A 24,361-nucleotide genomic window follows, 5' to 3' on the forward strand; every position below is an offset into this window, starting at 1 on the left:
TCACCTCACAGTCCAGGAGGATCGGCCATGCATTCCGCATCAGGCGGCAGGCGAACCGGCCCCACTCGCCGTACCGTCATCCGGACGATCGCGGGCGTGGCGGCCGCCGGAGCGGCGGGCGGTTATGCCTGGGAACGCCTCGGGTCCGACAGCGACGGTTCGGCAGACGCGAAGTCCGGCCCGAACGCCGGGCCCGCCGGAACCCACACCTTCGAGCGGCTGTCCGACCCCGGCCGCACCGTGGTCCGCGCCGGCGACGGCGGCACGCTCGCCACGTTCACCGACGGCGCCCGTACGGCCGTACTCACCGGCCCCAGCCGCACCTTCAGCGAGCCGCGCACCACCGAGGCCACGGTGACCACCGACGCCTGGGTCCGGGTGCTGCCGCACGCGTGGCAGCGGGGCATGGAGAAGTCCGCCTGGTTCAAGAGCTGGTTCCGCAAGACACTCGGCGACAGCAGCCCGGACGTCTTCGCCGTGGCGTTCCAGTACAGCAGCGCCGGAGCACCCGACAAGCGCAACGCCGACGGCCTGCGTATCGCCGGCACCGCGCACTTCGGCCCACGCAATTCCGAGGTCGACAACCCGCTGGACTTCGCCTACCACGACGAGAAATCCGACTTCTACGACTATCTGGGGACGGAGTGGACCTTCCCGGACGGCACGCGTGTGCAGCCCGAGAAGGCACGCTACGGGGATGTCGACTGCTCCGGCTTCCAGCGTCTGGTGTGGGGTTACCGCATGGGCATCCCCCTGCACAACACCAACACCCGGGGCGCCGGCCTGCCGCGCCGCGCCTTCGCCATCGCCGCCTACGGTCCCGGCCGTATGGTGATTCCCCACACCGGACGGGACCAAGCCACCGATTTCGGTGTCCTGCAACCCGGCGACCTGGTCTTCTTCGCCATCATCAAGGACCGGCCGGACTTCATCGACCACTGCGGCATGTACATGGGCCTGGACGACCAGGGCCGGCACCGCTTCTACTCCAGTCGCTCCGCTGCCAACGGTCCGACGCTGGGTGACCTGTCGGGCCGCTCACTGCTGGACGGCACCGACTTCTACGCCCGCGGGTTCCGGGCGGCGCGCCGCCTGTGACCCCGGCGCGTCCGTTCGACGCCGCCGCGCTGCCCTGACCGCGCGTGTGACCCGACCGCGCGTGTGCTGCCGCCGCCTCACCTGACCCGACCTGCTGACCGAGGACCACTGCCATGACCGCCATACCCGCCGTCCAGCCCACCGGAGCCCGGCGCGGCCGTCGGGCGGCGGCCCACCGCTCCGCACGCCCGGTGGACGCCCCGCGCTGGGAGCGCCCGGCGCTCGCCGCGGTACTGGCCGTCGCCACGGCGCTGTACTCCTGGGGCCTGGGCCATGCCGCGCTCCACCCCTTCTACGGCGCGGCGATACGCTCGATGGCCGGCAGCCCGCGAGCGTTCTTCTTCGGTGGGCTCGACTCCTCCGGTTCGATCAGCCTCGACAAGCTGCCCGGCGCCTTCTGGCCCGACGCCGTCTCCGTCTGGGTGTTCGGCCCGCACACCTGGGCGGCCGCGCTTCCGCAGGTCGTCGAGGGCGTGCTCACCGTATGGCTGCTGCACCGGATCGTACGGGCCTGGGCCGGCCCGTTCGCCGCCCTGACCGCCGCGCTGGCGCTCACCCTCACCCCGGTCACCGTTGCCCTCAACCGCGCCACCATTCCGGACACCGCGCTCACTCTGCTCCTGGTGGCGGCCGCCGGAGCCCTGCAGAAGGCGGTGCGCACCGAGCGGCTGCTGCCGCTGATCACCTGCGGAGTCTGGGTGGGTCTCGCCTTCCAGGCGAAGATGCTGCAGGCGTGGGTGGTGCTGCCGGTCTTCGCCGTCGTGTACCAATTCGTCGCGCCCGGCACGGCGTCGAGGCGGGCGGTGCGCGTCCTGCTGGCCGGCGCGGTCGCGCTCGCGGTCTCCTGCTCCTGGATGCTGATCGCCTGGGTGACCCCGGCGGCCGACCACCCATACTTCGACGGAACGTCCGGCAACGATCCGTTCGCCCTGGTCTTCGGCTACAACGGCTTGAGCCGATTCGGCAGCGACCCCACCGCGTTCGGCGCCGTCCCGGGCACCGCCGCAAGCCGCACCAGCGGCAACACCGGCTGGGACATGATCATCAACCACACGATCGGACCGCAGATCGCCTGGTTGCTGCCGCTCGCCGTGACCGCCGCGGTCCTGGGCATCAGGCGGTGCGCCCGACAACCGCGAACCGACCTGTCGCGCGCGGGATTCCTGCTGTGGGGCGGCTGGCTGGCCGTGCACATCGTGGTGTTCAGCGTCTCCAACGGCAACCACGCCTACTACACAGCCGTCATCGCCCCGGCGATCGCCGCGCTGACCGGTGGCGGACTCGCGCTCTTCCGGTCGGAGTACGAGGCGAGGTACGACACGGAGCAGAAGGCGCAGCACCCCGCGGCCGACCGGCGGCACCTGGTGCTGCCGGCGGTGATCGCGCTGACGGCGGCGTGGGCGCTGGTCCTGGACTGGCCGACCCGGTTCCTCCCCTGGTTGCTGCCGGTCGCCGTGATGCTCGCACTGTGCGGCGTGGTGGGCCTGTGCAGCCGCGGACCGCGCACCTCCCCGCGGATGATCCATGCCGCCCTCGCCGCCGGGGTCGCGGCCATCCTGGTCGTACCGGCGGGCTGGGCCGTCTCCAGCCTCGACCCGCTCTACGCGGGCGCCGCCACCTCGCCGATGGCCGGTCCGGTCGGCAAGTCGTACGAGCAGCATCCCCGTCGCGCTCCGCGCAGGAAAGGGCTCGACCGGCCCAGCCCCCGCGACACCGCCCTGCTCGACTACCTCACCGCGCACCGTCACGGCGAGAAGTACCTGCTCGCCACGCAGGCCGCCTACACCGCCGAGCCCTTGCTGCGCGCCCAGTCCGAACCCGTCCTCGTCATGGGCGGCTTCACCGGCCTCACCCCTTTCCCGAGCGCGCAGCAGCTCGGCGACCTCGTCACCACCCACCAACTGCGTTATGCGCTGCTCACCACCCGGCGCGCCACCACATCCGCCACCACCTGGGTCAAGTCTCACTGCTCCCGCGTCCGGCCCACCGCCTATGGGCTCCGCACCGACGGCAGCTTCACCCTCTACGATTGCGCGTCGCAGAGGTGAGGCGACGCCCGCCCGGTCTCGTCTCCCTGATCCCATAACCGGGCGGCGGGGTCTACAGCCGCGTTCGGACGGCAGCCCCTGCTGGTCGGCAGCCGGTACCGGATGCGGCACCGGCTGGGGTCGGGCGGTACGGCTGGCGTGCTCGCCGCTGCCGATACGGTTCTACGCCCTGGGTCCGGTCCTGCTTGAGGCGCTCACCGGCAAACATCTCGCGCCGCACCACACCGCTCGACGTCGGCATCGGCCACCTTCCGCAGGCGCCCATCGCGGCCAGGCCCCCGACAGCCTGACTCGCCTGCTCGAAGCATCGCCGCCGACCCGACCCTCAGCCGTCCCGGACCTCAGGGTCCTGACTCGTCGAGCTGAGGCCACCGGCCCGCTGTGTAGCCTGGCGCTCTGTTCGAGCGGGATGAGGGTGGGACGTGGAGACGTTGGTGGAGGAGGCCGTCGCGAAGGCGCTTCGTGACGGGGACGACGCGGCGATTCGCCTCTATGTCTGCGCCTGCACCGAACGCATGGCGCCACTGTTCGTGGGCCTGCGGGCGGGCGCGCCGGGGCGGGAAGGCGACCTGGACTTCTTTGCGGAGTCCGTGCGCGATCTCTGGTATGTCGACCGGCCGCTCGCCGACGCCGCCGAGCGCGTACGCCTGCTGGAGCGGTTCCCGGAGCTTCAGCCGAACGAGGAGGGGATCACTGATGTCGCCGACACCTACGCCTTCTTCGCTGTCCTCTGCCTGCGGTACGCCCTGCTGTCCCACGGGCCCGGGAGCGCTGATCACGCGGTGTCCTGCGGTCATGCGGCGCTCACCGCGATGGGGATGCTGGACCGGAACCTGACGGGTGCCGGCCTTCTCGCCGAGGAACAACGGCTCCAGTCCCATTCGGTGAGCGGTGACGCCTCAGGCGTGTGGGACGCGAGCGTCACGGCGGGGCGGGAGAGGTTCCGTGCAGCGGTGAGCCGCCTGCCCCGCCGGGCATTCCGCTGATCACAGCCGGTGAGAGCGTCGCCGCCACTGCGCAAGGTGACGTCACGCAGTGCCAGGAGCACTCCCTCGGCCTCGTCGGCCGCAGGTCCACGCCGGGTTCAGAGGGCGACGGTGTTGAATAGGTCCATGGGCCAGACGCACGAGGCAAAAGACATCCGTGACTGAACTGCCCCACGCCGTCACCCAGCACGCGTTCATCGCCCTCGCGCCGCCCGACGATGCGAAGAACGAGCTGGCGCACGCGCTGGGACCGGCCTACGCCGCCTATCCCGACCTGCGCTGGAACCGCATCGAGGACTGGCACATCACCCTGGCCTTCCTGGGCGAGTTGCCGGTGCGGACCGTCCAGCGGCTTCGTTCGCCCCTCGCCGGTCTGGCGGCTGCCCGGCCTTCTCTCGAACTGGCCCTCGCCGGTGGCGGACACTTCGACGACCGGGTGCTGTGGAGCGGCATCGAGGGCGATCTCGATGGTCTGCACAAGCTCGCCGAAGCAGTACGGGCACGGGTCAGGGCCTGCGACGTCGCCTTCACCGAACGTCCGCTGCGTCCCCATCTCACGCTGGCTCGCGGTCGCCGCCACGACAGCGCGTCCATAACTGCCGCGGCTTCCTGCCTCGAAGGCTTCTCCGGGCGTCCCTGGCGGGCCGAACGCCTCCACCTGGTCGGCAGCACGGTCAGGGGCCACCCCGGCCCGCGGCGCTATCAGGACGTCGCTTCATGGGCCCTGGTCCCTGGGCGAGGACATCCCGATCCGTCCGCCCGGGGCACCACCGGTCAGGCGCTCTGACCTTTTGGGCAGAGGTGAGCAGGGAAGGAGCCGGGTTCGGGCCTGTTCTTGGGCACCGGTGAGTACGCCGTCCGGTCCGTCACCGAGAGCCCCGCCGTACGCGCGGCCCACCCCCGACCGACGGCCGGCGCCGATCATCCGACCTCACCACCCACCGCACGCGTCACCGGGACCCGCGTCGCGCGAACACCGGGGCCGAGTGCGGCGAGCACGCCGATGACGCCCGCGCCCGTGAACACCGCCAGCAGGAACATCCACGGCACACTGACCACGGCGCCGGTTCCGGCCGCCGCCGCCATGCCCGCCGCGGTGCCCGCGAGGACGCCCAACCCGGCGCCCAGCACCGACACCACCACCGACTCCACCCGCAGCATCGACCGTACGTCGGCGCGTTGCAGGCCGACCGCGCGCAGCAGGCCGATCTCCCGTCCGCGTTCGAAGACGGCCATGCTCATGGTGTTGGCCACGCCAAGGGCCGCCACGACCACGGTGACGCTGAGCAGCGCGTACAGCACGGACAACAGGGAGCCGACGCCGTGCCGGGCCGCCCGCCCGGCGTCCGCGCGGTCCTCGACGAGCAGCATCGGGTTGCGCAGCGCTCGCTGGATCTCCGTCTTGGCGGCGCCGGTCCGGCCCGGCTCCGCCCGTACCAGTACCGCGCTCACCTCGCCCACCGGGCTCCCGCCCTCGGTCACCGCCTGTTCCGGCAGCAGAGCGGGGCCCAGGGCGTCGGGGCCGTCGTACACCGCGACGATCTCCCGGTCCAGCGGCGGGCCGTCGGGGGCGCCGGGGTCCGACAGTCGCCGGCCGGTGACACGGTCGCCCACCCGCCAGCCCTCTTCGGTGGCCAGTGCCTGCGTCACCGCGATTCCGCGGGGCAAGTCGGCGAGATCGCCGGAGCGCACGCGGAGGCCGACCAGGCGGCCCTCGTTCACGGCGTGCGGATCGACGACGGTCGTCCACAGGCGGGATCCGCCGGGCAGGGCGAAGCCCGCCTCGCGCACCGAGCTGGCCGCCGCCACGTGGGGCAGCCGCGCCACCTGCGCCGCCGTCGTGGCACCGATCTCGGCGAAGTCGACCGCGGTGACGCGCAGATCGCTGGGTACCGCCGTCACGGCCTCCCGTTCCGCCGTGGCGCTGAGCGAGGACACCGCGACGGTGACCGCGCCGACGAGTGCCACGCACACGGTGAGGGCGCCGGAGGTGGCTGCCGTACGCCGCGGATCGCGGCGCGCGTTGGCGAGGGCCAGGGTGCCGCGTACGCCGGTCAGTCGGCGTACCGGGGCTCGCAGCACGCGGGTGGCGCCCCGGGCGAACAGGGGGGTCAGCAGGATGAGTCCGGCCAGCAGCACGACGGTTGCCAGAGACAGGGCACTGAGGTCCTCACCGGTCGTGGCCAGCGCGAAGGCGCCCAACGCCGTGCAGGCGGCGCCCGCCCGGGAGCGGCGCCGCGAGACGCCCGCCGCGACCGGCAGGCCGCTGCGGAGCGCCGCCACGGGGGCGGTGGCGGCGGCCCGCCGCGCCGGGAGGTAGGCGGAGACGGCGGTGCAGCCCACACCGAGGCAGAGGGCGGCCACCAGGGGCAGCGGGGCGAGGACGGCGGGCCGGACCGCGCCCGCGGACCCGGCCGATGGACCGAACAGGGTCCCCAACAGGTATGCCACACCGATGCCGAGGGCGTATCCGATCACGGCCGCGACGATGCCGACCAGAGCCGCTTCCGCGAGCACCTGTGCCAGTACCCGGCCCCGGCCCGCGCCGACCGCGCGCAGCAGGGCGTGTTCGCGGGACCGTAGCGCGCTGAGCATCGAGAAGGTGTTGCCCACCAGGAACACGGAGATGAACAGGACGATGGCGGCGAACAGCAGCAGGATCGTGCCGAGTTTCTTGCGGTCGGGGGACTGTGCCGCTTCCGCGTCGAGTTCCGCGCGGGTGACCACGTCCAGGCCGCGCGGCAGGACCTCGGCCACGCGCTTGGCCAGGGCCGTCTCGGAGGTGCCGGTGGCGGCGGTCAGGGTCACGGACTCGTAGCGGCCGGGACCCGGCGCGAACAGGGTGCGCGCGGTGGCCGCGTCGAACGCGGTGATCGTGCCGCCCGCCACGGTGGCGGGGTCGTGGACGGTGAAGACACCGGTCAGCCGGGCGGTGCGGACCTCTCCCGCGACGACCACCCGTACCCGGTCGCCGACCCGGTACCCGGCCCGGCCCGCCGCCCACCGGTCCACGGCGACCTCGTCGGGGCCGTGCGGGCCACGGCCGTCGGTCATCGGGTAGCGGGGGTCGGTGCCGCGTACGCCCGGTACGTGGTCCACACCCACGTCCGAGGCAGGCTCCCCGACCAGGGTGCCGTCCGGTGCCACCAGGAAGGCCCGGCCGCGCAGAGTGCCACGGGCCGCCGCCACCCCGGGCAGCCCGGAGAGCCGGCGTCGCAGAGCCTCGTCCGTCGTCACCCGCTCCCCGGTGGCGCGCACCTCGACCGACACGTCGGGGCGGGAGGCCCGCTGGAGGCGGTCCGCGTCCCGGGCCAGCGACCCGGTGTACAGCAGGGAGCCACTGACGCAGGCGACACCGATCAGTACGGCGAGAGCCGGCAGGGCGAAGCGGTGCCGGTCGCGGAGCACGGAGCGTAGGACAAGACGGAACATGGGGCCTTCCGGAGCCGGGCAGGGGACGTCGGCGCCGGAGAGCCGGCGGACGGTCCGATCCTGGACCGGGCGGGTGGGCGCGCGGATCGGCCGCAGGACCGAACATCGGACGCTCACGCCGTCCCACCTCGGCCGTTCGGCCGAGGTGGGACGGCGGCGGGCCCCGTAGGCTCCATCGGCATGAACCAGTTCTTCGACCTCCCGGACGGGGGCCGGCGGATCACGGCGCTCTGTGCGGCGCTGGTGCTGCCGGTCGTGGTGGCGGCCGAGGGCGCGCAGACCGGGTCCGTGCCACTGGCCGCGGCGTGGACGGTGTCCGGCTGTCTCGTCCTCGTGTCCCTCGTCGCGCGCCCCGGACGTTTCGTGGCGGTGGCAGGCTCGGGTGTCCTCGTCTCCTGCCTGGTGACCCTGATCAGCAGTCAGGCCGATGCCCGGGCCGAGACCACCTTCGGCATCATCGAGTCGGCGGCTCTGCTGCTGGTCGTGGCCCGCGCCGTACGGCTGCTGCGGCCTCGGAGCGCGGTGCTGCTGGCGGGCGGCGCGTTCACCGCGCTCAGCGCGCAGTTCCTGCGCTGCCCCGCGTCCGAGTACCCGATGCTGGTGTCGCTCGTGGTGCCCGCCCTCTGGTCCGGCGCCGTGCTCGTCACCGTACTGGGTCTCTATCTGCGGCTCCTCGATCGTTACCGGACGCGGGAGCGCGCGGCCGAACTCCAGGAGCAGCGGCTCGAGTACGCCCGTGACCTGCATGACTTCGTCGGTCACCACGTCACCGCGATCATCGCCCAGACCAAGGCGGTGCGGTACACGACGGCGGCGGGCCGACCGCCTTCGCCCGAGGAGCTGGACGGCATGCTGGCCGCGATCGAGGACGCCGGGTCCCAGGCGATGCGCTCGATGCGGTCCATGGTCACCGTTCTGCGGGCCCCCGCGGATCACGGGCCGCAGCCGGACCCGGGCGGCGCGCTCGACGAACTGCGCGCGCTGACCGCCCGGTTCTCCGAAACCGGTCCGCCGACCACGCTAGCGCTGGAGCCGCGGCTCGCCACGGGCGCCCTGCCTCCCGGCATCGCCACCACCGTGCGCGACATCGTGCGTGAGGCCCTGACGAACGTACGCAAGCACGCGAGCCGGGCCACGAAGGTCACCGTCGATGTACGGCTGGAGGAGGGTGGCGCGGAAGGTCCCACCGTCCTCGTGGCGGTGACCGACGACGGGCCGGACACCGGCCACAACTCCCCGCCGTCCGGGGCGTCCCGGACCGGCTTCGGCCTGACGGGGCTGTCGGAACGGGCCGCCATGGTCGGCGGCACGGTCACCGCGGGCCCGCGCGCGGGAGCCGGCTGGGTCGTCGAGGCACGTATGCCCTTCCCTGGTCCGCTGCTCGATCGCGACCGCGCGAGCGACGACCGTACGTCCATGACATCGTTCATGTCCGTCACGACTGGGACGTCTGGGACGTCCGGCACGGAGGCGGAGGCCGGGACGCGCCGCACGCCTGCCACCCTGGACACATGACGACCAGCATCCTGATCGCTGACGACCAGCCGATGATCCGCTCCGCCTACGGCATGATCCTCGGCGCTCAGCCCGACATGAAGGTCGTCGCCTCCGTGGCCGACGGTGCGTCCGCGGTGCGCGAGGCCCGGCGGCTCCGCCCGGACGTGTGTCTGCTGGACATCCGGATGCCGGGACTGGACGGCCTGGAGGCGACGCGTCTGCTGGCCGGCCCGGAGGCGTCCGATCCGCTACGTGTGCTCATCGCCACCACGTTCGATCTGGACGAGTACGTGTATCGGGCGCTGCGCCACGGCGCCTGCGGGTTCCTCCTGAAGGACGGGTCGCCCGCGCTGCTGGTGGAGGCCGTGCGCGCGGTGGCCGCTGACACCGCGTTGATCTCCCCAGCCGTCACGGTCCGGCTCCTCAAGCACATGACCGACGCCGCCGACCGCGCCGATGACGGGCGGTGGGGTCCGGCTGACACCGGCCCCGGCACGCCGGGACACCCCCTCACCGCGCGCGAGTTGGACGTCGTACGCCTGGTCGCCCGCGGCCGTACCAACGAGGAGGTCGCGGCCGAACTGTACGTCTCCCTGTCCACCGTCAAGACCCACCTCGCCAGCGTCCAGCGCAAGCTAGCCGCCCGGAACCGGGTGGAGATCGCCGCCTGGGCGTGGGAGAACGGCGTGTGCGCGGGCCGGGACGAGACGAACGGAAACCGTCCGGGGCAGGCGAGTTGAGGCCGGCTCCCGGCCATCGGGGGGAGGGGTGGTGTCAGAAGCACGACAAGAGGGAGATCCGTGAGCAGCACCGGAACGCCGCACTGACCGTCGTCACCATCTGAGAGGGGGCCTCATGGTCACCGCCGTCGTCATGCCCGAGCCCGTCGCGAAGCTGGAGCTGCGGGACATCGATCCGCCTCCGCTCGAACCGGGCGGCATCCTCCTGCACACCCTGGGAAGCGAGGTCTGCGGGACCGACACACATCTGTGGAAGGGACAACTCGCGGGTGTCCCCTACCCCATCATCCCGGGCCACGTCAGCGTCGGCCGTGTCGCCGCCGTCGACGCGCGCGCGGGCACACCACGGGACGTGTCCGGAGCGCCCGTCACCGTCGGCCAGGTGGTCACCTTCCTCGACGTGTGGGGGACGTGCGGTCGCTGCTGGTACTGCACCGTGGGCCACGCCACCACCCGATGCCCCGAACGCAAGGTGTACGGCGTGACGTTGTCGGCGGACGACGGACTGTTCGGCGGCTGGGCCGAGCAGATCCACCTGAGGCCCGGGGTCCATGTGATCCCGCTCCCGAAGGAGTTGGACTGGCGGGCGTTCCTGGCCGGCGGCTGCGGTATGCCCACCGCCCTGCACGCGGTCACCCTCGCGGACATCGCCTTCGGAGACACCGTGGTGGTGCAGGGTGCCGGTCCGGTGGGCCTGTGTGCCGCCGTGCTCGCCCAGTTGCGGGGCGCGGGGCGGGTCGTGGTGGTGGGCGGGCCCGAGGTCCGGCTGCGCACGGCGTCCCGGTTCGGGGCCGACGCCGTCATCGACATCACCCGTACCACGGCCGACGAACGCCGGGAGCAGGTCCTGGAGTTGACGGGAGGGCGGGGCGCCGACGTCACGATCGAGGCGACGGGCGTCGCCGACGCGGTACCCGAGGGCATGCGTCTGACCCGGGACGCCGGACGGTACGTCGTGGTCGGACAGTACACGGACGCGGGCCCCGCCTCCTTCAACCCGCATCTCGACCTGAACCAGAAGCACCTCGACATCCGGGGCTGCTGGGGAAGCGACGCCGGTCACCTCTACCGGGCCGTCCAGGTGATGGCCCGCTACCGCGACCGATTCCCCTGGACCGAACTCATCAGCCGGGAGTACACCCTGGCGGAAGCGCAGAACGCGCTCGAGGACGTGGCCCGGCAACACGTCGTCAAGGCACTCATCGTGCCCTGAGCCGTGCGGCGCGCGAGGCGACGGGTCGCACGTGGCTCGCTGCTCGTCGCCTTGCTCGGGGAAGTGTCCGCAGGTCCGGCACGCGACCACAACCTGCTGTGGCGGCATTTCACCGGTGTCCCGTCGCGCGTCGTCGCCACGGCCGAGCAGGACGCCGCTTTCGAGTCCGCGGCCACCGCCGACCTGCGTGCCGCCGTCGGACGCCATCCGGACGATCCGCTGCTGCGCGGGCTCATCGCCGATCTGCGGCGAGCGAGTCCCCGGTTCGAGTCCCTGTGGCAGGAACGTGCCGTGGCCCGCCACGCCTCCAGCCGCAAGACGATCCGCCACCCCCAGGTCGGCCCGTTGACCCTCGATTGCGATGTGCTCACCGTCGAGGGCAGCGATCTGCGCACCGTCCTGTACACGGCTGTTCCGGGGGCGCCGGACGAGGACGCACGCGCGCTGCTGCGAACCATCGGAACCCAGTTCTCGGGAAGCCCGTCCTAGGGGGCGTAGAGCGGTCGACCGCCGACCACATCCGCCATGAGGCACAAGAAAGAGGAGACTTCATATGGACGCCCTCACGGCTCTGCTCGTGATTCTCGTGGGTCTTACGGCGATGGCGACGCTGGAAAGCCGCGCACGTCGACTGGACCGGCGCATGGTGCGCCTTGAACAGAAGATCGACCTGCTCCTGAAGCAGGCGGACATCTCGGATCGCGAACTCGTGCCGGCGGAGGTCACCGCCCTCGCCCGGGCCGGAGAAGAGATCTCCGCGATCAAGAAGTACCGCGAGGTCACGGGGGCCGGTCTGCTGGAGGCCAAGGAAGTGGTGGACCGCCTGAAGGGCTGAGTACACAGCAAATGAGCCCGCCGGCAGAAGGGTTGAAGTGACGCCCCGGCCAGGAAAGGCGCGCGAGCCGCGATCGGCCGGTGTCCACCGACCGTCCCGAAACCGCCCACCTGCTGTTCATCCTCCGCCGGCAGCCATGTGTCACGGATAACGTGAGTCCCGGGCCGCGGTCCTGACCGCTTTCCGCTTCGCGGAGCGCCGTGCCGCGCCGTGCCGCGCCGCGCCGCGCCCGATCGCAATGCACCCCAGCACTCCGGGACACCCATGTCTGCCTTCTTCCGCCCTGCCTGCGCATCACCGTTCACGCGGCAGGGCCTGTGATGGGCGGCTCCACGACAGCGCTGCCTCGCACGGCCGCCCAGGACATGTTCGCCGACCCTGCCGAAACACGCGCCGGGCGGTTGCCGGACGGGGCCGCGACCTGGACACGGCTCGCCGACGCGGATGATCTGTCCGCTGTCAACGCCCTGCACTCCCGCTGCTCCCGTCAGAGCCTCACGTCCCGCTATCTCACCGGCAGAGGTCGTCTCTCCGCGAGGGAGTGGCGCGCGCTGATCTCCCCGTCGGCGGGCTTCAGTTGGGTCACCCACCCGGCCGACGATCCGGGCCGGATCATCGCCGTCACACATGTCCTGCGCACCGAGGGAACACCTGGCCTGCGCCCGGCCCGCGAGCCCGGTACAGGCGCCGTCGAACTCGCCCTCCTGATCGACGACGCCTGGCAATCCCGAGGGCTCGGCTCCGCGCTGGCGAGACAGGCCGTGGCCGTGGCCCGGCAATGTGGCCACAGTGCAGTGCACGCCCTGCTGATGGCGGACAACCGACCTGCCCTGGCGCTCGCCCATGCGCTCGGCGCTGTCGTCACTCCCCAAGGGAGCCAGTGCACGGTGGAGTTGTCGCTGACGCGGCATGCCCGGACCACAACGCGGCTGCCTTCCACTGCCACTGCCGGTGCCGGTGTCGGTGTCGGTGTCGGTGTCCGTGTGACGAGCGTCGGCTGAACACCCGCGGACCTGAGCAGTCGTGAACAGTTACTGAACCCTCAACCGAGCACGTGTCACCGGCATGACGAGTGTGCCGGGTACGGGACGGCCGACCTGCCGTCGCCGCCCAGACCGACCATGGAGTCGCAGCACGTTCGACACCCACGACGGGGCATCCCTCTACGTCCAGTACTACGGGCTCATCGAGATGACGGAAGGGATCAAGAAGGTCCTCGCGGGCGGGAACGAACCGACGCTCTTCGGCGAGGGCCGGCTCCTGCCCGGGCTGCGCATCGAGTTCCGGGTGTACAGGGTCGCCGTTTCCTGACACGGGCCGTCTCCTGACACGGCGACACGTAGGCCCGGGCTCGGGCCCAGGCCTACGGCGCCTCTCGTGGGCCTAGGCGGCTCGCTCACCGCCCAGGGACCCGGCCGGTGTCGTCAGCACGACGTTGTCCAGCTCCTCGCCCCGCGCGTAGCGGCGCAGTTGCTCACCGAGGAACTGCGCGGACATCGCGGGGAAGGCGTCGGTGAACGCCGCTACGTGCGGGGTGATCAGCGCGCCCGGCAGGTTCCAGAGGGGGTGGCCGACGGGCAGCGGTTCGGGGTCCGTGACGTCGAGCGCGACACGGAGTCGGCCGCCGCGCACCTCGCGCACGACGGCGCCGGTGTCGAGGAGTTCCCCGCGGGCGACATTCACCAGGAGGGCTCCGTCCTTTAGGAGCGCCAGCGCCTCCGCGTCGAACATGCCGCGCGTCCACTCCGTCAGCGGTGCGCACAGCACCACCGCGTCCACCGTGGGCAGCAACGCGGACAGTTGCGCCGCCCCGTGCACGTGCCCCGCCGGAGTGGTGCGTTCGCTGCGGGCCACGATGACCGGCTCGCACCGGAACGCGTCGAGCCGGGCCGCGACGGCCTGGCCCACGGCGCCGTACCCGATGATCAGGACGCGCTTGCCGACCAGTGTGGTGCGCGGTTCGGGGCTCCAGTGTTCCTCGGCCTGCCTTGTGACGAACCGGTCGATCCCGCGGCACAAAGCCAGCAGGAGGGTGACGGCCAGTTCGGCGGTGGCGTCCCGGTGCACTCCGCGCGCCGTCACCAACCTCGTACCGGGAGGCACGTCGTTGAGCAGAGGCATCGCGTAGTCGTATCCCGAGCTGAGAAGTTGCAGGACCTCCAGCCGACCCATGTGCGGCAGCACACCGCCCAGCAGGCCTCCGGCGGCCGGTGTCGGCGGGCCGACGAGGAAGCGGACCTCACCAGGATCGCCGGGCAGCGGGCCGGAGCCGTCCCAGTGGCCGTAGGTGAAGCCGTCCGGCAGACCGGGGATCAGCTCGCTGGGGTACGGGAGCCACACGGTCGCGCCGTTCTTCATGGTGCATCAGCTTCTTCCGGTTCTTCTGCCACGCGGGCGGGTGCCGACGCCGATGTGTCACCGCGGCGGCCTACCTCTGGTCATGTCAGTGCGTGAACGGGCCCGTCGGGCAGAGTGGTTCACGTGAAGAGCGTCACAGCGCTTTGTCCGTCAGGACGGCGACGAGGAGCGGGTGTCTCGTCCGGAGGTGACGATGCGGTCGCCGGGCACCGTGGGAACCGGTGGGCGAAACATGTGCGCGGAGAGGTGACAATGGTGTCGGGCGCCGCGACAGTCACGTTTCTCGTTCGAGCTCCGGCCCCCCTCCCACCCACGCTCCCTGAGGAAGCCTCCACATGCGCTGTTCGAGCGTCACCCTGCGTCGTTCGGCACGTCGGCTCGCGGTCGCGGCCGCCGTGCTCGGCCTGCTGACCGCCTGTTCGTCCCCCAAGGATTCGGCGGCAAGCCACGAGAGCCCGGGAGACTCCGGCGACTGGCGGTTGACGTGGTCGGACGAGTTCTCGGGGGCGAAGGGCACGCCTCCCGATCCGCGCTCATGGGTGCACGACCTCGGTGGCGAACCGCAGTGGGGCAACGACGAGTGGCAGTACTACACCGACCGGGAGGCCAACGCGGCTGCCGACGGCAAGGGCCGGCTGGTCATCACCGCGCGCCGGGAAACCCTGCCGGGCATGGACGACTGCCCCGTCGGTACGTGTGACATCACCTCGGCCAGGCTGACCACGAAGGGCACCTTCGACCAGACGTACGGCAGATTCGAGGCCCGCATCAAGGTTCCCGACGGCGGGGCGACCCTGCCGGCCTTCTGGATGATGGGCGCCGACGATGACACCACTTCCTGGCCGGGCAACGGTGAGATCGACGTCATGGAGGTCGTGGGTGACGAACCCGGCACGGTCTACGGCACCGTTCACGGTCCCGGCTACGGCGACGAGGGAGTAGGGGGCAGCCATGTGCTTCCGAACGGCGAACACCTCGCGCGGACCTTCCACACCTATGGCGTCGAGTGGACCGAGGACCAGGTCACGTGGACGCTGGACGGCCGGACCTACCACGTCGAGCGCCGCAGCGCCGACCACCGCTGGGTCTTCGACCACGACTTCTACCTGCTGCTCGATCTGGCGGTCGGCGGTGTGTGGCCGGGGCCGGTCACGGAGGACACCTCCCTGCCGACCAGCATGCTGGTCGACTGGGTGCGGGTGTACTCCAGGTCGTAGTCTCGCGCCGAGCCCGGCAGGCGTGGACTGACACGGGCGGGGGTGGGGGCGCGGGCGGGCCGGGCCTACGAGACACGTACCCTCCCCCGCGCCGACGCCTCCACCGACGTCCTCGCACAGTGCCCGGTCGACGAGATGCGAAGTGTGCCTTCTGCGCGTGCGGCCACACAGTACTGCTCAGATGCTGGCCACCCAGTGCTCATTCGCCCCTTCACGCCGATCACCCTCGGTAACGTCACGTTCCGAAGTTTCGGGGTGCGCGAAAGGAGGCCAGGGTGTTGACGTCACGTGTTCGGTCCAGGACTGATGATGTGGCATGCGATGCCGTACCGTCCGACACCTTGGTCGACATATACCAGCAACACGGCGCGGCACTACGGCGCTTCGCGCACCACAAACTGGGCGGCGACTGGCATCGCGCCGAGGACCTGTTGCAGGAGGCGATGCTGCGGGCCTGGCTCCAGATGCGGGACAAGCCGGAAAGGGAATTGCGCGTCAGACCGTGGCTGAAGACGGTGATCAAGAACCTGGCCGTGGACGAGTTCCGCTCGCACGGAAGCCGCTTCGAAACCCTGACCGACGTCGAGGCCGACGACAAGGCGGTCGCCGACCACACCCGCTCTGTGCTGGTCGACCTCATCGTGCGTGAGGCGATGGGAGATCTGACCGAGAATCACCGGCAGATCTTGCAGCACGTGTATCTCCTCGACCGCAGCACCCGCGCTGTGGCGGAGGAGTTGGGTATTCCCAGCGGAACGGTCAAGTCACGCTCCCACCTCGCGGTGAAGGCGCTGAGATCCGCATTGATGACTCGAGGCGTCACGCGGGACATGGCTCTTCTTTGACACCGACCCCGTGCATCCAGAGCGCAAAAGGCGCCTGACCGGAATTCTTCACCCGGTCAGGCGCCTCAAGTGTGGGGCTACGCGGCGTCGAACACCGCCTTCTGGACTTCGTCCGGTCCGTCGAACTGGTCCGGTGACGCGTCGCCGAGCTTCGTCACCAGCGACTCGTCCGCGCCGTTGTTCTGGGCCAGCGAGACCAAGTCGTCCTTGCTCGCGGGGTACTCGGCGCCTTTGAGCGCCTTCTGGAGGTCGATGGGGCTGATGTCCGCCATGATGGACTCCTTGCCGGATCTACGGGTTCGGTTCGGGTGGGTTCCGACGGGTCGAGCGGGCCGGGGCGCGCCGGTGCTCACTGTGCCTGGCTCGGGCCCCGCTCGATGGCATCGACGAGTTCGGTGACATTCGCGTAGCTGCTGCCGTCCGGGAGGCCTCGCGCCGCGTCCAGGACGGGGTCCGGCGCATGGTGCGCCTGGAGGGTGTCCAGTACGGTCTGCCGATCCGCGGGGAAGACCGTACGTTCCAGGTGACGGGCCAGTTCCAGGCGGAGCGACTCCGTGTCCTCGGCCGCCCTGGCCTGCTCGCGTGCACCACCGGGCGGGGGCACCGGTCCGCCGGGGCCGACCCGGAGGTCGTCGTCGGCGGGGGGTTCGGGGTCATTGCCCTCTTCCACGTGTGTGTGCTGGCCGGACCGGAGGTAGCCCTCCAGTTCGTGCTTCATCTCGTCGTCCTTGCGGGGACCGACCTGATTGCTGCCTCGCTCCATCACGTGCACACCTCGCTTGTGTGAATCGTCGTCGCCCGTGCCCTCTGAGGGGACCGGACGAGCTAGTACGTCCAGCGCAGCAGGGCGCCGATGCCACCGGTCGGGATGTCCGTGTCCGGCGTGCCCGCAGGGCCGTTCGTGCTGTTCGTGCTGTTCGTGCTGCTCGTGCTGTTCGTGGCTTCCCGGTCCGTGTCGTCGTCGGACAAAGAGGGTTCGTCGTCCGGGAGAGGGACGAGGAGTACGTCCGCTCCCGTGACGGCGGCCGAGCGCAGCAACGCGTCCTCGGCCGATACCGAGAACGGTTCGCCCTCTCCCAAAGTCTGCGCATCGCCGCGCTTGACCGCCACTTGGTCGGGCTCGCCGCCCACCCAGGTCTCGCGGCCCAGGTCCGAGCCACCGGGGCGCAGCAGCAGCGTGTCGATGCGGTGTTCCCGGGCGGCCTCCACCACGGCCGGGACGCCCTCGACCGCGTCCGGCTGCCGGTCGTCGGTGCTCACCCGGCCGGCGCGGAAGCGGTCGAGGGCCGCCTCGACGCGGCGGTCGACGCACGCGCGGCGGGCGCGCTGGATGGCCTCTTCGAGGACCGAGGAGTCGGAGCCCGCGGCCCGGCCGCCGTGTTCGGTCTCGACCGTGACCTCGCGGAGGGCTTCGGGAAGTTTCCCGTGCACGGCGGGCCGCTCGCGCTGGTCGCCCACGAGCACCAGCAGTTCGGCGCCGGACTCCTCGTAGGCGGCGGCGAGTGCTTCGGCGATCTCGGCGGCGTTCTGCTCCCAGGTGTTCTCCACCTTGAGCTGGAAGTGCCGCTCGGACCAGTCGGCCGTGGAGGTGCGGTGGACCGGCCACTGCCGGCCCTCGACCCCGCCGGCGTCCTGCGGTCCGGCCGCTCCTCGCAGTTCGAAGTCCGCGCCGGTGCGGTCGATGTACGCCACGAGGCAGACGGGGTCCTGGCCGCACGTCTCCAGCAGGGGCATCAGCCGCGGCAACCGGCCCCAGGAGGCGATCTGCCCTTGCGGCGCGCGGGCGAGACGGTGGCTGAGCACCACGTCGCCGTCGGTGGCGAAAAGGGCCCGGCCCGCCGGGTACTCCGCGACGGCCGTGCCGCTCAGGGCCTCACCGACCGCCTTCGTGGTCGCGGCGTCGGCACCCTGTTCCTCCAGGGTGCGGCACACCTCGCGGACGGACAGCTCGCGCCGCTTGGCGCCGGACTCGTCGTTCTGGCCGACGTCGAAGTAGACGCTGGCCCAGGGGCCGGGGCGTTCGAAGAGCGGGCCCAAAAATGACAGTTGCATGCTTCCTCCTCTGTCGTCCCGGTTCACTCGGGTTCATCCCCGTCCCGCACTTGGGTACCCGGAGTGCCGCGAGGAAATCGTCGAGTTTTTCGCTTTCGGGAACGACGCGGCATGCGGTTCTCACCGGGCCGGACAGAGGCCGGCGGGACCCGGTTGCGGTTGCGGCGTGTCAGGGCGTGGCGGCGGCCAGCAGCGCCGTCACCGCGTCGCGCAGCCCCTGCGGCCAGGTGGCGCCCTCGACCTGGGCGCCGCGCCAGCCGGGTCCCGCGAGCTGGACGAGGGCGCGCTGGCGGGCGCCGTTCGGCCCCCAGGCGCTCTGCACGAGGTGGTGTGCCAGGGCGTTGCTGGCCGATGAGCGGGTCTGCGACCAGAGCACGACGGCGGCGGGTCCGGTGCGCCGCACGGCCTCGGTCAGCGCGTCGGCCGGTACGGCGGCGCCCAGCATCCGCACCGGCAGTCCGGCCAGGGTCAGCACCGCGTGCACGGCTTCGAGCGGCAAGGTGTGCTGCTCCCCCGGTGTGCAGGCCAGCAGCACCGGTCGGCCGCCGCCGCGGGGAGCGGGCCGGCCGAGCAGCAGGGGCGCGGTGCGCAGGGCGGTCGACACGTGCCAGGACAGGAAGTGCTCGACCTCGACGTAGCGGTCGCCGGAGGTCTCCCATTTGCGGCCGACGGCGTGCAGGGTCGGCATCATGACCTCTTCCCAGGCGGTCACGATGTCGTACGCGCGCAGGAACGCGGTCAGTTGGTCCTGTACGGCGTAGGAGTCCAGGCGTACGGCGGCCCGGGCGAGGCCGCGGCACTCGGCGCGGGCGGGGCCGAGAGGCAGCCCGGAGCCGCCGGTGGCTGTCGTGCGCTCGTCGTCGGGAGGGAGGACGGCGACGGGCTCCGTGGTGTCGCGGGCCGGGGGTGCGGGGCTTCGTTCCCTGCTGACGCGCGCCGCCTCGGCCGGGGCCATCCCCGTCGCTGTCAGGCGGCACATCTCCTCGATCATGGCGACGTCGTCCGGTGACCAACGGCGGTGGCGGCCCCGGTCGCGCGCGGCCGGGCCGAGCCCGTACCGCTTGTCCCAGGAGCGCAGGGTCGTGGGCGAGATGCCGAGGCGCCGCGCGAGGACGCCGGAGGAGATGCCGCCGCTCGGCGGCGGAGGCGTCGGCCCCTGCGGCTTCTCGCCGACGCTTGGCGTTCCCATGCGGCCAATATATCCGCAAAAACGTTGCACCCCTGATCGGACGGTGTCAGTGGCGTCGTGCGTGCCACCTTCGGGGCCGACCTGTCGGGCGCCGCATCCACCTGGCCCGTACCAGGCGAAGGGAGGGCGAAGCGTCCTGCTCGACGCCCCGGGAACCACCCGCTGCCAGGTCTTGCCCTACGAGGTGACCGATGTCCGCGCCGCCCGACGAACAGCACCCCTCAGCGGGGGATCTGGCCCTCATGGCCCTGAACGACGACGAGACCTCACCGGGCACGACGTCGCACGTCCACGGCTGCCCCGCCTGCACCGCCACCCTCGACCTGTTCGTGCGCGTGCTGGACGCGGGACGCGGCGGCGCCGTCCCGGAGGTGATACCGCCGGAGTCCGTGTGGGAGGCGATCCGCCGCCGACTGTGATGCCCCGCTCCTTCACGGCCGGTGCCCGTCGGCCTTCCGGACGCCGAACCGTTGCAGTTTCGATGCGTCTCGCGTGCGGTGCCTCGCCTCGGAAGAGTGAACGCACCAAGCGGCGGCCGGAAGGTGGGATGGCAGTGACCACACGAAGGGCCGGCGGGGCGACCGCGGACACCCTGTGGGTGCCCGTGGAGGAGTCCCTCGCCGACGAGGAGCTCGCCGACGGGCTGGCGCGCGGCGAGGAAGCATGTCTGGAGGCCGCGTTCCGGCGGTGGGGGACGCTGGTGCACACCCTGGCGCTGCGTTCGCTCGGGGATTTCCGGGAGGCGGAGGACGTGACGCAGCAGGTCTTCCTGGCGGCCTGGCGCGGGCGCGGCACCTTCGACCCCCGGCGCGGCGCCCTCGGGGCGTGGCTGGTCGGCATCACCCGGCGAAAGGTGGCGGACGCGCTGAGCGCCCGGACACGTCGGACGGATCTGGCGGTGCTGCTCGGGGCGGACGCGTCTCCCGCGCCCGCCCCGCTCACGGACGACATGGCGTGCCGTGTCCTGGACCAGGTGGTCGTCGCCCGTGAACTGGCTCAACTCCCCGCCGCCCAGCGGACGGTGCTCCGCCTCGCGTTCTACGACGACCTGACGCACTCCCAGATCGCCGAGCGGACGGGGTGGCCGCTCGGCACGGTGAAAAGCCATGCGCGCAGGGGGATGAACCGGCTGCGTACCCGGCTCGACGCCACGGAGCCGGACACCGCGTGACCCCGGTCCGGGACCGGCCCCGGTTCTGGGGCCTGTCTTCACACTCCCTCCCCCAGAGCACGCACCAGACGCCGCGCGGCTGGGGGCACCTCCCGGCCGGAGGCTGGGGGGAGGGAGTGTGCAGACAGGCCCTAGCCGTGCCCCGATCCGTGCAGGTCGTGCAGTACTTCCCGTGCGGCGCGGGCGCCCGAGGCCATGGCTCCCTGGACCGAGCCCGTGGCGCGGTGGTCACCGCACACGTGGACGCCCGGGGTCACCCGGCTGGTTCCGCTGAGCGGGTGTCGCGGTCGCATCGCCGGGAGGGCCTGGGCGATCGTGCGGGTCACAAGCAGGTGCCAGGCCGCGGTGTCCGTCCCGTAGACCTCGGACAGCGCGGCGCGGACGGCCCGTTCGTGGCCCTCCTCGTCGGCGCCGAGGACCGACGTGGCCACCAGCGCGGCGTCGCCGGGGGCGTAGGACGGCACCACCTCGCTGAGCACACACGTGTTCAGGAAACGTCGGCGCTCGTCGAGCAGCAGCGTGGGTTCGTTCAGGGGTGACCTCGGGGCTACGTGGTAGTACGTCGTCACCGTGCGGTAGGGCGGCACGGGCATGCCCGGCAGCAGGCTTCGGGTCGCCGAGGGGCCGGTGGCCACGACCACGGCGTCCGCCGCGCACCGCTCCCCCGCGTCCGTGACGACCGTGGCGCCCCTGGTGCCCGCGACGGCTCCGGTGTCCGTCAGCTCCTTCGCTCCGCATTGCAGTCGCACCGTTCCCTCGGGGAGTTCGGCGGCCATGGCCCGTGGCACCGCCTCGATCCCCTCGGTGGGCAGGCACAACGTGCCGCGGAGCATGCTCCGCCACACCAGGTGGAAGAAGCGCGAGGACGTCTCCAGGTCGTCCTCCAGGAAGATCCCGGAGAGGAACGGCCGGAAGAAGCGCTCGGTGAACTCCGCGGAGAAGCCCGCCCTGCGCAGGGCGGCTCGTGTCGTGCGGTCGCCGCCTCCCTTGAGCCAGGAGGCCGGTGCCAGCATGTCGCGCGCGCTGAGCCCGCCGAGTGCCATCAGGTCCCGAGGGCTCACCAGTCCACCGGTCAGCAGGGCCGGGACCGCCGAGGGGCGTCGTGTCGGATCGAAGAGTTCCAGCCGCCCCGCACCCGTGTGGACCGCCGCGCCGGGGGAGAACGGCCGCAGGCGCAGGCGCTTCAGCTCCAGGCGGCGGCGTACCTGCGGGTAGGCGGTGTTGAAGACCTGGAAGCCCCGGTCCACGAGGAACCCGTCGACCCGGTCCGAGCGCATGCGTCCGCCCACCTGGTCGGCGGCCTCCAGCACCCGTACCCGGAGCCCCGCCGCGTGCAGGTCCGCCGCGCAGGCGAGCCCGGCGACGCCGGCTCCGATCACGATCACGTCGGCCCGCTGGTCAGCCCTGCGCATGTGCCGTCCTCCTCGTCCTCGTACGTTCTCGTGCTTCAGCGTGCTCCGTCGTGCTTCAGCGTGCTTCGTCGTGCGGGTGTGTGTCGCTCAGCCGGGTCGGCCGATGGTCCGCCGTGCCGTCACTTCGGCTCGGCGGCGTCGAGTGCCCCGGGCGTCCCGGCGCTCGGGAGGCTCCCGGCGACGGTCAGGTGCGCGGCCTCGTCGGCGTGGCGGCGCCGCCAGTACGGGTTGTCGTGCGGCAGTCGGCTGCTGACCCGGCCGTACATCCCGAAGGTGAGGATGAGCAGCCCCATCACGAAGCTGAAGAGGACGTTGGTCATGCCGAAGTCGAGGAAGTTCGCGCTTCTGTCGAGGATGAAGAGGTGAGCGAAACCGCTCACCAGGAACAGTGCCCCGATCACCATGTTGAGTGTGGAGGCGATGTTCCCGCCGACGATGCCGCCGCCGATGAGGAGCAGTCCGACGACCACGGACGTCAGACTGAGGACGCCGTTGGTGCTGAGCCCGGCGATGCGGTCGCCGTCCGTGCCGAAGGGGCTCAGCCGGTCGGCGAAGCCGAGGCAGCCGAAGACCAGCAGGACGAGCCCGCAGAACGCGGCGCCCCATCGGTAGACCTGGGCCAGTCTGTGGTCGGCGGGAAGTTCGTCTCTGAGCTTCATGGCACTCACCTTTCCGCCCGCATGGTGCGGGTTTGTACCCCCTCGACCTCACTTCCCCTCCGGCACGGCGATCGGTTGCACCTCAAGGGCAGGTCTCAGGACGCGGCCGATCCCCGGGGAAGCAGGGCCGCCGCCACGAACCCGCCGAGTCCGATGACGGCCAGCACGATCAGGGCCGCGGAATAGGCGCCGACGGCCGGGTCCGCGACGATGACGGTGCCGGCGACCGCCGTGCCGAGCGCCGAACCGAGGTTGGAGACGCTGCGGGACAGGCCCGAGATCTCGCTCTGCTGGTCCTCGGGGAAGCTCGACTGCACGACGTTGACCGAGGGAGTCAGCATGCCGCCGATGCCCAGGCCGAGGAGGAACAGGCCGGGCAGCATGGCCCAGGCGTTCGGGCTGCTGCTCGCCAGGCCGAGGAGGACGCCCATGCCGGCGAGGGTGGCGGTGAAGCCCACCATGATGAGGGTCCGCTGTGCGTAGCGCTTGGCGAAGCGCCCGGCCGCGAGCGACGTCACGAGGAGTCCGAGCGTGGCCGCCGTGAAGATGACCCCGGTGTGGATCGCGTCGAAGCCGCGCACCACTTGCAGGTAGGCGGAGACGACGAAGGACACCCCCATGAGCACCAGCCACTGGATGTGCTGGGTGATCAGGCCGAGGTTGGATTTGCGGTCCCGGAACATGTCGTTCGACAGCAGGGGCTCACCGCCCCGCCGTTTCTTGGCGCCCGTCCACCGGAAGAACCCGAACAGGATCAGCGCGCCGGCCAGCAGCAGGCCGATCATGAGCCAGACGTTGTCGTCGGCGGTGAGGATGCCCATGACGAGGCAGACGAGGCCGACGGCCGAGAGGATCGCGCCGCCCGTGTCGAAGGAGCGGGTCGGGTCGGCGGGCAGCGGGTCCTCGATGCGGCGGGTCAGCAGGATGATCACCACGATGACGAGTGCCTGGAAGACGAAGGCCGCGCGCCAACTGAGCGCCGAACTGATGAGGCCACCGATCAGCGGCCCTGCCGCGGCGCCGAGCCCGCCGAGCGCCATGATGGCGCCGAACGCCCGGGCGCGGGAGGTGACCTCGGTGAACAGCACCGTGGCGAGGATGTAGACGGGCGGGATGAGCAGGGCCGTGCCGATACCTTCCAGGATCGAGTTGCCGAGGATGAGGACACCGAGCCCGGGCGCGGCGGCGCTGAGCAGGGCGCCGACGCCGTACACGACGAGGCCCGTCATGAGGCACCGCTTGCGGCCGTAGCGGTCGGTCAGTTTGCCGCCGGGGATCATCAGCGCCGCCATCACGAGCAGGAAGATGGTGATGGCGAGCTGCACCCCCTGCACGGTGGTGTCGAGGTCCTCGCTGATGTCGTTGATCATCACGTTCATGTTGGAACCGGCGAAGCTGCAGATGAACTGCGCGAGCGCGAGCGGCGCGAGCACCTGCCGGGCCGTGCTCGACGCACGCTCCGAGCCGCTGGCCCCGGTGGACGTGGCCGGCACGGCCATCACCTCGCTCCGCTCGTGGTCGTCAGGGCGTCGGACACCGGCCCATGACGACGTACGCGGCACACGGGCGGGCCGTACGCCGTTCATCGTCGTGAAGCGCCGGACGTACG

At 71.6% G+C, this 24,361-nt stretch carries 24 protein-coding genes; 15 read left to right on the forward strand and 9 right to left on the reverse strand.

The window, feature by feature from the left end; translation table 11 throughout:
- The first annotated feature begins 27 nt into the window (after window positions 1–27).
- From ACIRF8_RS11460 to thpR, 4 genes are all read left to right on the forward strand, one after another.
- The gene (locus tag ACIRF8_RS11460) at window positions 28–1,098 is read left to right on the forward strand and encodes an NlpC/P60 family protein (protein ID WP_404213420.1); all 1,071 of its coding nucleotides are present in this window, start codon (window positions 28–30) and stop codon (window positions 1,096–1,098) included.
- A 113-nt stretch (window positions 1,099–1,211) separates the two neighbouring features.
- Entirely contained in the window at window positions 1,212–3,146 is a 1,935-nt protein-coding gene (locus tag ACIRF8_RS11465) for an ArnT family glycosyltransferase (RefSeq protein ID WP_404213422.1), read from the forward strand.
- A 422-nt stretch (window positions 3,147–3,568) separates the two neighbouring features.
- Window positions 3,569–4,132, forward strand: a complete 564-nt coding sequence (locus tag ACIRF8_RS11470) for a hypothetical protein (RefSeq protein ID WP_404213424.1) — start codon at window positions 3,569–3,571, stop codon at window positions 4,130–4,132.
- Window positions 4,133–4,289: 157 nt separating this feature from the next.
- Entirely contained in the window at window positions 4,290–4,919 is a 630-nt protein-coding gene (gene thpR / locus ACIRF8_RS11475; protein WP_404213426.1) for an RNA 2',3'-cyclic phosphodiesterase, read from the forward strand.
- Window positions 4,920–5,053: 134 nt separating this feature from the next.
- Here thpR and ACIRF8_RS11480 read toward each other — a convergent pair whose 3' ends face one another.
- Window positions 5,054–7,564, reverse strand: a complete 2,511-nt coding sequence (locus ACIRF8_RS11480) for an FtsX-like permease family protein (RefSeq protein ID WP_404213428.1) — start codon at window positions 7,562–7,564, stop codon at window positions 5,054–5,056.
- Window positions 7,565–7,744: 180 nt separating this feature from the next.
- Between ACIRF8_RS11480 and ACIRF8_RS11485 the strand changes: the two genes are divergently transcribed.
- From ACIRF8_RS11485 to ACIRF8_RS11515, 7 genes are all read left to right on the forward strand, one after another.
- Window positions 7,745–9,079, forward strand: a complete 1,335-nt coding sequence (locus tag ACIRF8_RS11485) for a histidine kinase (protein WP_404213430.1) — start codon at window positions 7,745–7,747, stop codon at window positions 9,077–9,079.
- Window positions 9,076–9,801 carry a response regulator gene (locus ACIRF8_RS11490; RefSeq protein ID WP_404213432.1) on the forward strand — a complete coding sequence of 242 codons (726 nt, stop codon included), beginning with the start codon at window positions 9,076–9,078 and terminating at the stop codon, window positions 9,799–9,801. Before ACIRF8_RS11485 ends, ACIRF8_RS11490 begins: the two co-directional genes overlap by 4 nt.
- 115 nt (window positions 9,802–9,916) lie before the next feature.
- Window positions 9,917–11,014, forward strand: coding sequence for a zinc-binding dehydrogenase (locus tag ACIRF8_RS11495; RefSeq protein ID WP_404213434.1), 1,098 nt, complete (start codon window positions 9,917–9,919; stop codon window positions 11,012–11,014).
- A 3-nt stretch (window positions 11,015–11,017) separates the two neighbouring features.
- Window positions 11,018–11,503 carry a hypothetical protein gene (locus ACIRF8_RS11500; RefSeq protein WP_404213436.1) on the forward strand — a complete coding sequence of 162 codons (486 nt, stop codon included), beginning with the start codon at window positions 11,018–11,020 and terminating at the stop codon, window positions 11,501–11,503.
- A gap of 64 nt (window positions 11,504–11,567) precedes the next feature.
- Window positions 11,568–11,849: a hypothetical protein gene (locus ACIRF8_RS11505; protein ID WP_404213438.1), complete on the forward strand. Its 282-nt coding sequence runs from the start codon at window positions 11,568–11,570 to the stop codon at window positions 11,847–11,849.
- A gap of 320 nt (window positions 11,850–12,169) precedes the next feature.
- On the forward strand, window positions 12,170–12,850 hold the full coding sequence (locus ACIRF8_RS11510; protein WP_404213440.1) for a GNAT family N-acetyltransferase: 681 nt from the start codon (window positions 12,170–12,172) through the stop codon (window positions 12,848–12,850).
- A 64-nt stretch (window positions 12,851–12,914) separates the two neighbouring features.
- On the forward strand, window positions 12,915–13,160 hold the full coding sequence (locus ACIRF8_RS11515) for a DUF3237 family protein (protein ID WP_404213442.1): 246 nt from the start codon (window positions 12,915–12,917) through the stop codon (window positions 13,158–13,160).
- A 72-nt stretch (window positions 13,161–13,232) separates the two neighbouring features.
- Here ACIRF8_RS11515 and ACIRF8_RS11520 read toward each other — a convergent pair whose 3' ends face one another.
- Entirely contained in the window at window positions 13,233–14,207 is a 975-nt protein-coding gene (locus ACIRF8_RS11520) for a 2-hydroxyacid dehydrogenase (protein ID WP_404213444.1), read from the reverse strand.
- A gap of 335 nt (window positions 14,208–14,542) precedes the next feature.
- On the opposite strand from ACIRF8_RS11520, the gene ACIRF8_RS11525 reads away from it, so the two are divergent.
- Together ACIRF8_RS11525 and ACIRF8_RS11530 are read left to right on the forward strand one after the other, a co-directional pair.
- Window positions 14,543–15,424 carry a family 16 glycosylhydrolase gene (locus ACIRF8_RS11525; protein ID WP_404213446.1) on the forward strand — a complete coding sequence of 294 codons (882 nt, stop codon included), beginning with the start codon at window positions 14,543–14,545 and terminating at the stop codon, window positions 15,422–15,424.
- A gap of 341 nt (window positions 15,425–15,765) precedes the next feature.
- Entirely contained in the window at window positions 15,766–16,269 is a 504-nt protein-coding gene (locus ACIRF8_RS11530) for a sigma-70 family RNA polymerase sigma factor (protein WP_404213448.1), read from the forward strand.
- Between the two features lie 77 nt (window positions 16,270–16,346).
- Here the strand turns inward: ACIRF8_RS11530 and ACIRF8_RS11535 are convergent, their stop codons facing one another.
- The 4 genes from ACIRF8_RS11535 to ACIRF8_RS11550 form a co-directional block, all read right to left on the reverse strand.
- Window positions 16,347–16,541: a DUF2795 domain-containing protein gene (locus ACIRF8_RS11535; RefSeq protein WP_404213450.1), complete on the reverse strand. Its 195-nt coding sequence runs from the start codon at window positions 16,539–16,541 to the stop codon at window positions 16,347–16,349.
- Between the two features lie 77 nt (window positions 16,542–16,618).
- Window positions 16,619–17,032, reverse strand: coding sequence for a DUF2795 domain-containing protein (locus ACIRF8_RS11540; RefSeq protein ID WP_404213452.1), 414 nt, complete (start codon window positions 17,030–17,032; stop codon window positions 16,619–16,621).
- Between the two features lie 62 nt (window positions 17,033–17,094).
- Window positions 17,095–18,321 carry a Vms1/Ankzf1 family peptidyl-tRNA hydrolase gene (locus ACIRF8_RS11545; protein WP_404213454.1) on the reverse strand — a complete coding sequence of 409 codons (1,227 nt, stop codon included), beginning with the start codon at window positions 18,319–18,321 and terminating at the stop codon, window positions 17,095–17,097.
- Window positions 18,322–18,490: 169 nt separating this feature from the next.
- On the reverse strand, window positions 18,491–19,510 hold the full coding sequence (locus ACIRF8_RS11550; RefSeq protein ID WP_404213456.1) for a MerR family transcriptional regulator: 1,020 nt from the start codon (window positions 19,508–19,510) through the stop codon (window positions 18,491–18,493).
- Window positions 19,511–19,701: 191 nt separating this feature from the next.
- On the opposite strand from ACIRF8_RS11550, the gene ACIRF8_RS11555 reads away from it, so the two are divergent.
- Both ACIRF8_RS11555 and ACIRF8_RS11560 read left to right on the forward strand, forming a co-directional pair.
- Window positions 19,702–19,929 (forward strand): hypothetical protein, encoded by a 228-nt coding sequence (locus tag ACIRF8_RS11555; protein ID WP_404213458.1) that lies wholly within the window; start codon window positions 19,702–19,704, stop codon window positions 19,927–19,929.
- Between the two features lie 128 nt (window positions 19,930–20,057).
- Entirely contained in the window at window positions 20,058–20,681 is a 624-nt protein-coding gene (locus ACIRF8_RS11560) for a sigma-70 family RNA polymerase sigma factor (protein WP_404213460.1), read from the forward strand.
- A 131-nt stretch (window positions 20,682–20,812) separates the two neighbouring features.
- Here ACIRF8_RS11560 and ACIRF8_RS11565 read toward each other — a convergent pair whose 3' ends face one another.
- From ACIRF8_RS11565 to ACIRF8_RS11575, 3 genes are all read right to left on the reverse strand, one after another.
- A complete protein-coding gene (locus ACIRF8_RS11565; protein WP_404213462.1) occupies window positions 20,813–22,093 on the reverse strand; it encodes an NAD(P)/FAD-dependent oxidoreductase in 1,281 nt (426 codons plus the stop codon).
- Window positions 22,094–22,212: 119 nt separating this feature from the next.
- Entirely contained in the window at window positions 22,213–22,752 is a 540-nt protein-coding gene (locus ACIRF8_RS11570) for a DUF4383 domain-containing protein (RefSeq protein WP_404213464.1), read from the reverse strand.
- A 95-nt stretch (window positions 22,753–22,847) separates the two neighbouring features.
- Window positions 22,848–24,251 carry an MFS transporter gene (locus ACIRF8_RS11575; protein ID WP_404214260.1) on the reverse strand — a complete coding sequence of 468 codons (1,404 nt, stop codon included), beginning with the start codon at window positions 24,249–24,251 and terminating at the stop codon, window positions 22,848–22,850.
- Window positions 24,252–24,361 lie beyond the last annotated feature (110 nt).

The sequence above is a fragment of the Streptomyces sp. NPDC102406 genome, from assembly GCF_044765725.1.
In the GTDB taxonomy this organism is placed as follows: Bacteria; Actinomycetota; Actinomycetes; order Streptomycetales; family Streptomycetaceae; genus Streptomyces.